The 5991-nt window shown below is 60.3% G+C and carries 6 protein-coding genes and 2 pseudogenes; 1 reads left to right on the top strand and 7 read right to left on the bottom strand.

The features are described from left to right. The 5 genes and pseudogenes from HX846_RS16590 to miaB all read right to left on the bottom strand — a co-directional run. Positions 1-369 (bottom strand): annotated as a pseudogene (locus tag HX846_RS16590) (apolipoprotein N-acyltransferase); the annotation flags it as partial. Between the two features lie 8 nt (positions 370-377). Continuing rightward, entirely contained in the window at positions 378-1217 is an 840-nt protein-coding gene (locus HX846_RS16595; RefSeq protein ID WP_003215451.1) for an HlyC/CorC family transporter, read from the bottom strand. Between the two features lie 27 nt (positions 1218-1244). Next, the gene (gene ybeY, locus HX846_RS16600) at positions 1245-1718 is read right to left on the bottom strand and encodes an rRNA maturation RNase YbeY (protein WP_003215452.1); all 474 of its coding nucleotides are present in this window, start codon (positions 1716-1718) and stop codon (positions 1245-1247) included. After that, positions 1711-2712 (bottom strand): PhoH family protein, encoded by a 1002-nt coding sequence (locus tag HX846_RS16605; RefSeq protein WP_003215453.1) that lies wholly within the window; start codon positions 2710-2712, stop codon positions 1711-1713. Before HX846_RS16605 ends, ybeY begins: the two co-directional genes overlap by 8 nt. 218 nt (positions 2713-2930) lie before the next feature. Then, complete coding sequence (miaB, locus tag HX846_RS16610; RefSeq protein ID WP_102369960.1) at positions 2931-4256, bottom strand: tRNA (N6-isopentenyl adenosine(37)-C2)-methylthiotransferase MiaB; 1326 nt, start codon at positions 4254-4256, stop codon at positions 2931-2933. A 132-nt stretch (positions 4257-4388) separates the two neighbouring features. Between miaB and HX846_RS16615 the strand changes: the two genes are divergently transcribed. After that, positions 4389-4715, top strand: a complete 327-nt coding sequence (locus HX846_RS16615; RefSeq protein ID WP_003215457.1) for a DUF1820 family protein — start codon at positions 4389-4391, stop codon at positions 4713-4715. Between the two features lie 129 nt (positions 4716-4844). Here the strand turns inward: HX846_RS16615 and HX846_RS16620 are convergent, their stop codons facing one another. Both HX846_RS16620 and HX846_RS16625 read right to left on the bottom strand, forming a co-directional pair. After that, entirely contained in the window at positions 4845-5399 is a 555-nt protein-coding gene (locus tag HX846_RS16620) for a tetratricopeptide repeat protein (RefSeq protein WP_008436585.1), read from the bottom strand. A gap of 225 nt (positions 5400-5624) precedes the next feature. After that, positions 5625-5991 (bottom strand): annotated as a pseudogene (locus HX846_RS16625) (aspartate aminotransferase family protein); the annotation flags it as partial.

The raw sequence follows: 5991 nt of genomic DNA on the forward strand, positions 1-5991 counted from the left end.
ATCGGCCAGTGGCGCTTCGTTGCGGCGCAGCCAGCGCGCCCACAGCCAGGCGGGCAGGGCAAAGAACCAGGCAATGGCCGCCGTAAACGCCAGCATCAGCATGCCCGCCAGCAACACCGAAGCGCCGCCGAAGTGGTGAATGCTGTAGTAGATCCAGCTGGTACCGGCACCAAACAGGCCGAAACCGAAACACCAGCCACGCCACAGGGCCTGGCGCGGCGTCAGTTCACGCAATCCCGCATAAAAGAACCCGGCCGCCACCAGCGCAAACGGCCAGAGGTCGAACGGCGCCAGCGCCAGGGTGGTGATGGCGCCGGCCACCACGGCCAGCAAGTTACCGGGCCAGCCGGGTGCAATCATACGGCGCATGTCAGTCCTTAGCGGGCAATAGGTGTCAAACGGATCAAGTGAATACGGCGGCTGTCGGCATTCAGGATGCGGAAGCGATAGGCACCGATTTCCGTGGTCTCGTTACGCTTGGGCAGGTGCCCGAACGCACTCATCACCAGGCCGCCAACCGTGTCGAACTCATCGTCGGAGAATTCGCTGTCGAAGAACTCGTTGAAGTTCTCGATCGGCGTCAGGGCCTTGACCAGGAAGTCACCGCTGGGCAGCGGCTTGATGTAGCTGTCTTCTTCCACATCGTGTTCGTCTTCGATGTCACCGACGATCTGTTCCAGCACGTCTTCGATGGTCACCAAACCCGCTACACCGCCGTACTCGTCAATCACGATGGCCATGTGATTGTGGTTCGCACGAAATTCGCGCAACAGCACATTCAGGCGCTTGGATTCAGGGACGAAGGTGGCAGGACGCAGCAGGTCCTTGATGTTGAAGCTGTCGCCGTTCTCCTTGAGGATCAGCGGCAGCAGGTCCTTGGCCAGCAGGACGCCCATGACGTCGTCATGGCTTTCGCCGATCACCGGGTAGCGCGAGTGCGCCGAATCGATGACGGCCGGGAGGAATTCCCGTGGGGTCTGGGTCGCCTTGATGCTGACCATCTGCGAGCGCGGAACCATGATGTCCCGCACTTGCAAGTCAGCGACCTGGATAGCGCCTTCGACGATGGCCAGCGCTTCGCTGTCCAGCAACTTGTTCTGATGCGCCTCGCGCAGCAGCTCCAGCAGCTCCTGGCGGTTTTTCGGCTCGTGGGCAAAGGCCTGGGTGAGTTTCCCCAGCCATGACTTTTGCCCGTTGCTCGATCGGTCTTCGCTCATAGCGATTACTCTAAATCCTTTATTGTTTCAGTTAGGTGTAGTTGCAATTTCGTCGTCTGCATACGGGTCACGATGACCCAGTTCTGCAAGCAACGTTCGTTCCAGTGCTTCCATTTCTTCGGCTTCGTCATCGTCTATATGGTCGTAACCCAAGAGATGCAAGCAGCCGTGGATGACTAGATGGGCCCAATGGGCCTCAAGTTCCTTGCCCTGTTCCTTTGCTTCACGCTCGACCACTTCGACGCAGATCACCAGGTCGCCCAGCAACGGGATATCCAGCAGCTCATCGGGTACGTCGGCGGGAAACGACAGCACGTTGGTCGCGTAGTCTTTTTGTCGCCAGGTGTGATTCAGTTCACGGCCTTCGGGCTCGTCCACCAGGCGAATGGTCAGCTCCGAGTCGGCGGTGCGCTGGCGCAGGGCCAGGGTGCACCACTGGCGGAACTGTTCTTCGCTGGGGGCGGGCGCTTCGGTGGCCAGCTGCAGGTCAAGCTCAAGCATCGCGGCGAGTGTCCTTGGCCGGTTGGTCGTCGCGGTGTTCGAAGCGCTCGTAGGCTTCGACAATGCGCTGCACCAACGGGTGACGTACCACGTCTTTGGGCATGAAGTGCGTGAAGCTGATCCCCGGCACGTCCTTGAGTACGTCGATCACCTGGGCCAGGCCCGACTTGGTGCCTTTGGGCAGGTCGACCTGGGTGACGTCGCCGGTGATCACGGCCGTAGAGCCGAAACCGATCCGGGTCAGGAACATCTTCATCTGCTCAACGGTGGTGTTCTGGCTTTCGTCGAGAATGATGAAGCTGTTGTTCAGCGTACGGCCACGCATGTAGGCCAGCGGGGCGATCTCGATCACCTGGCGCTCGATCAGCTTGGCCACGTATTCGAAGCCGAGCATCTCGTAGAGCGCGTCGTAGAGCGGGCGCAGGTACGGGTCGATCTTCTGGGCCAGGTCGCCGGGCAAAAAGCCCAGCTTCTCGCCGGCTTCCACCGCCGGACGCACCAGCAGGATGCGTCGCACCTGCTCGCGCTCCAGGGCATCGACCGCGCAGGCCACGGCCAGGTAGGTCTTGCCGGTACCGGCAGGGCCGATGCCGAAGTTGATGTCGTTGCCCAGGATCTCTTTGACGTAGCGCTGCTGGTTCAAGCCGCGAGGGCGAATCATGCCTTTCTTGGTGCGCAACGCGACGCTGGCTTCGGCTACCGGGTTATTGGCCAGGTCCTCCACGGCGGATTCCTGCAGGTACAGGTGCACCGTTTCCGGCGACAGCTCGCTACCTTTGGTTTCCCGGTAGAGGCGGCGCAGAAGGTTTTCTGCCGAGGTGGTGTGCTGGGGTTCACCAATCAGCTCGAATTGATTGCCGCGGTTGCGGATCTCGATGCTCAGGCGTTGTTCGATCAGGCGCAGGTGCTCGTCGAACTGTCCGCACAGATTGGCGAAACGGCGAGCCTCAAAGGGCTCGAGGAGAAAACGATGTGGTTCTATGGGTGCGTTCAAGGTCGTTTTTAGCCGCCCTGGGGCAATTAAGATGAAATCAAGGATAACGCCAGCAGGCTGCGTGCGAAAGCACTTATATATCCCGAAGCTGGCACCGTTCTAATGTGGGAGCGGGCTTGCTCGCGAATGCGATGGGGCAGTCAGCCTGTTCGTTGCCTGATACACCGCCTTCGCGAGCAAGCCCGCTCCCACATTGGTTCCCGGTGGTCGAATTATTGTTACACCAGCGAACCGCGCAGCGAGTGCGGTTGTGCCGCGTCGATGTGCACGTCGGCGAACTGCCCGATCAGCGTCGGATTATCACAGCGGAAGTTGACGATCCGGTTGTTCTCGGTCCGGCCCTGCAATTCGCCAGGGTCTTTTTTCGAGTAGTCGGTCACCAGGATGCGCTGGGTCGAGCCCACCATCTGTCGGCTGATCTCGAAACCCTGCTGGTTGAGGCGGTGTTGCAGGGCGTTCAAACGCTCCTTCTTCAACGCTTCCGGGGTTTCGTCGAGCAGGTCTGCCGCCGGGGTGCCCGGGCGCTGGCTGTAGACGAAGGAGTAGGAGAAGTCGAAGCCTACGTCTTCAATCAACTTCATGGTCTGCTGGAAGTCTTTCTCGGTTTCCCCTGGGAAGCCGACGATAAAGTCCGAGCTGATGCAGATCCCCGGCACCGCCGCACGCAATTTGCGCAATTTGGATTTGTATTCCAGGGCGGTGTGGTTGCGCTTCATCGCCGAGAGAATGCGGTCCGAGCCCGATTGCACCGGCAAGTGCAGGTGCTTGACCAGCTCCGGCACTTCGGCGTGGGCCTGGATCAGGCTGTCGGAGAACTCCAGCGGGTGCGAAGTGGTATAGCGAATCCGCTCGATCCCGTCGACGGCGGCCACTACGCGGATCAACTCCGCGAGGTCCGCCAGGCGCCCGTCGTGGGTCTGGCCACGGTAGCCGTTGACGTTCTGTCCCAGCAGGGTCACTTCACGCACGCCGTTCTCGGCCAGGTGAATGATCTCTGCCAGCACGTCGTCGAACGGGCGGCTGACTTCTTCGCCGCGGGTGTAGGGCACCACGCAGAAGGTGCAGTACTTGCTGCAGCCTTCCATTACCGACACATAAGCGCTTGGGCCGTCGATGCGCGGCTCGGGCAAATGGTCGAATTTTTCGATTTCCGGGAACGAGACGTCGACTTGCGGCAGCTTGGTGATGCGCGCGGCGTCGATCATTTCCGGCAGGCGGTGCAGGGTCTGCGGGCCGAATACCACGTCGACGTACGGTGCTCGGTCGCGAATGGCGGCGCCTTCCTGGCTGGCCACGCAACCGCCGACGGCGATCACCATGTCCGGGTTGGCCAGTTTCAGTTCACGCCAGCGGCCCAGCTGCGAGTAGACCCGGTCCTGGGCCCGCTCGCGGATCGAGCACGTATTGAGCAGGATCACATCGGCGTCTTCAGCGCGAGCGGTGACTTCCAGGGCCTGATGTTCACCCAGCAGATCGACCATGCGCGAGCTGTCGTACTCGTTCATCTGGCAACCGTGGGTTTCGATGTAAAGCTTCTTGGCCATGGGGATCGTCAACTGGTGGTAAAGAACCGCGCATTATAGGGGGCATGCCGATAGGTTCCTAGCACTGTGCATCGGACGCCATGCTATAGTTCGCGCCCTCTTTTAAATCCCCCGATGTGTTACCCGCCCACCATGACCAAACGTGAAGCTCCAATCTACAAGGTGATTTTCCTTAACCAGGGCCAGGTGTTCGAAATGTACGCCAAGCAGATCTATCAAAGTGATCTGTGGGGCTTCCTGGAAGTGGAAGAGTTCGTCTTTGGCGAGCGCACGCAGCTGGTCGTCGACCCGGGCGAGGAAAAACTCAAGGCTCAGTTCGAAGGCGTGGTGCGCAGTTTTGTGCCGATGCATTCGATCGTGCGCATCGATGAAGTCGAGCGCCTGGGCACGCCGAAAATCAGCGAGGCCCGGGGCATGAGCAATGTCATGCCGTTTCCGATGCCGATGCCTGAGAAGTAAGGCTTAACACCGCGCCGACCCCTTCGCGAGCAAGCCCGCTCTCACATTCGACCGAGTTCCACCTTTGGAATACAGTCGAATGTGGGAGCGGGCTTGCTCGCGAAGGCGGTAGTAAAGGCGCTACAAAACTCAGGGCAGCGGGGAAAACGGCGAGCTGCCATCTGCGCTCTGCAGTTCCTGCAGGTAGTTGCGGAAAATCTGTCCCAGCACTTGGGTAGCCACTTCCAGTTCGTCGCGCTGCATGTGTTCGGCCACTTCGTCGGCCGTGTCCAGTGCATCTTCGGCGCCGTTCACCGCCGCCATTTTCAGCACGATGTACGCCTGGACGTTATTGGCCGGTACGCCTTCGCCGTGGAAAAACATGGTGCCCAGCTGGAATTGCGCCTGGGCGTGGCCCTGCAACGAGGCTTTCTCGAAGTAGCTCAAGGCTTTGTTGAGGTCACGTGCGGGGTTTTTACTGTCGTAGAAGTACTCGCCCAACTCGTATTGCGCCTGCGCATCCCCGCCATCGGCCTGTTTCTGGCACGCGCTCAGGGCTTCGGCCTGGCTTTCCGGCTGTGTATTGAGGGTGCAACGACCCATCGCTGGGATTAACAACGAGTTGCCGCCTGCCTGGGCATACGCCAGCAGCGGCTGAAGGAGCAACAGGCAGCCCAGAACCAGGGTGCGGCCGGTGCGTTTCATGGGAATCGACTTACCTCTGACGGGGCGCGGGACCCACGGGGGGATCCAATAAGCGCGCATTATGAAATAAGCAGGCACCTGCTTACAAAGTCTTTACTCGTTTTTCTGCTGCGTGGGCAAGTTATCTGCCGGATTGCAGGTGAATTCTCGAAAAAAGACGGAAATGCCTGTAAGCAAAGTAGCAAATCTGACGCCGCCAGGGGCGACGTCGGATTTTTGCGCCGCTTATTTCAAGGCGGCGAAGGCGCGCTCGGCGGCATCGAGGGTCAGTTTCAGCTCGGCATCACCATGGGCGATCGAGGTGAAGCCGGCTTCAAAAGCGCTCGGTGCCAAGTACACGCCACCTTCCAGCATCAGATGGAAGAAGCGCTTGAACAGGTCGGCATCGCTGCCCATCACGTCGTCGAAGGTGACGATGTCGTCAGCGCCGCTGAAGTACAGGCCGAACATGCCGCCCGCCTGGGTGGTCACGAACGGAATGCCGGCGGCATCGGCGCGCTGTTGCAGGCCGTCCAGCAGGCGAGTGGTGTAGTCGGTCAGCTCGGCGTGGAAGCCCGGGCGGCTGATCAGGCGCAGGGTGGTCAGGCCGGCG

Origin of the sequence: Pseudomonas sp. K5002, from assembly GCF_013386655.1 — a bacterium.
Taxonomy (GTDB): domain Bacteria; phylum Pseudomonadota; class Gammaproteobacteria; order Pseudomonadales; family Pseudomonadaceae; genus Aquipseudomonas.

What these genes read in the sequence shown, in the direction of transcription:
- ybeY (WP_003215452.1), bottom strand. Translation starts at nt 1,718, where the DNA reads ATGCTTGAGCTTGACCTGCAGCTGGCCACCGAAGCGCCCGCCCCCAGC.
- HX846_RS16620 (WP_008436585.1), bottom strand. Translation starts at nt 5,399, where the DNA reads ATGAAACGCACCGGCCGCACCCTGGTTCTGGGCTGCCTGTTGCTCCTT.
- HX846_RS16595 (WP_003215451.1), bottom strand. Translation starts at nt 1,217, where the DNA reads ATGAGCGAAGACCGATCGAGCAACGGGCAAAAGTCATGGCTGGGGAAA.
- miaB (WP_102369960.1), bottom strand. Translation starts at nt 4,256, where the DNA reads ATGGCCAAGAAGCTTTACATCGAAACCCACGGTTGCCAGATGAACGAG.
- HX846_RS16615 (WP_003215457.1), top strand. Translation starts at nt 4,389, where the DNA reads ATGACCAAACGTGAAGCTCCAATCTACAAGGTGATTTTCCTTAACCAG.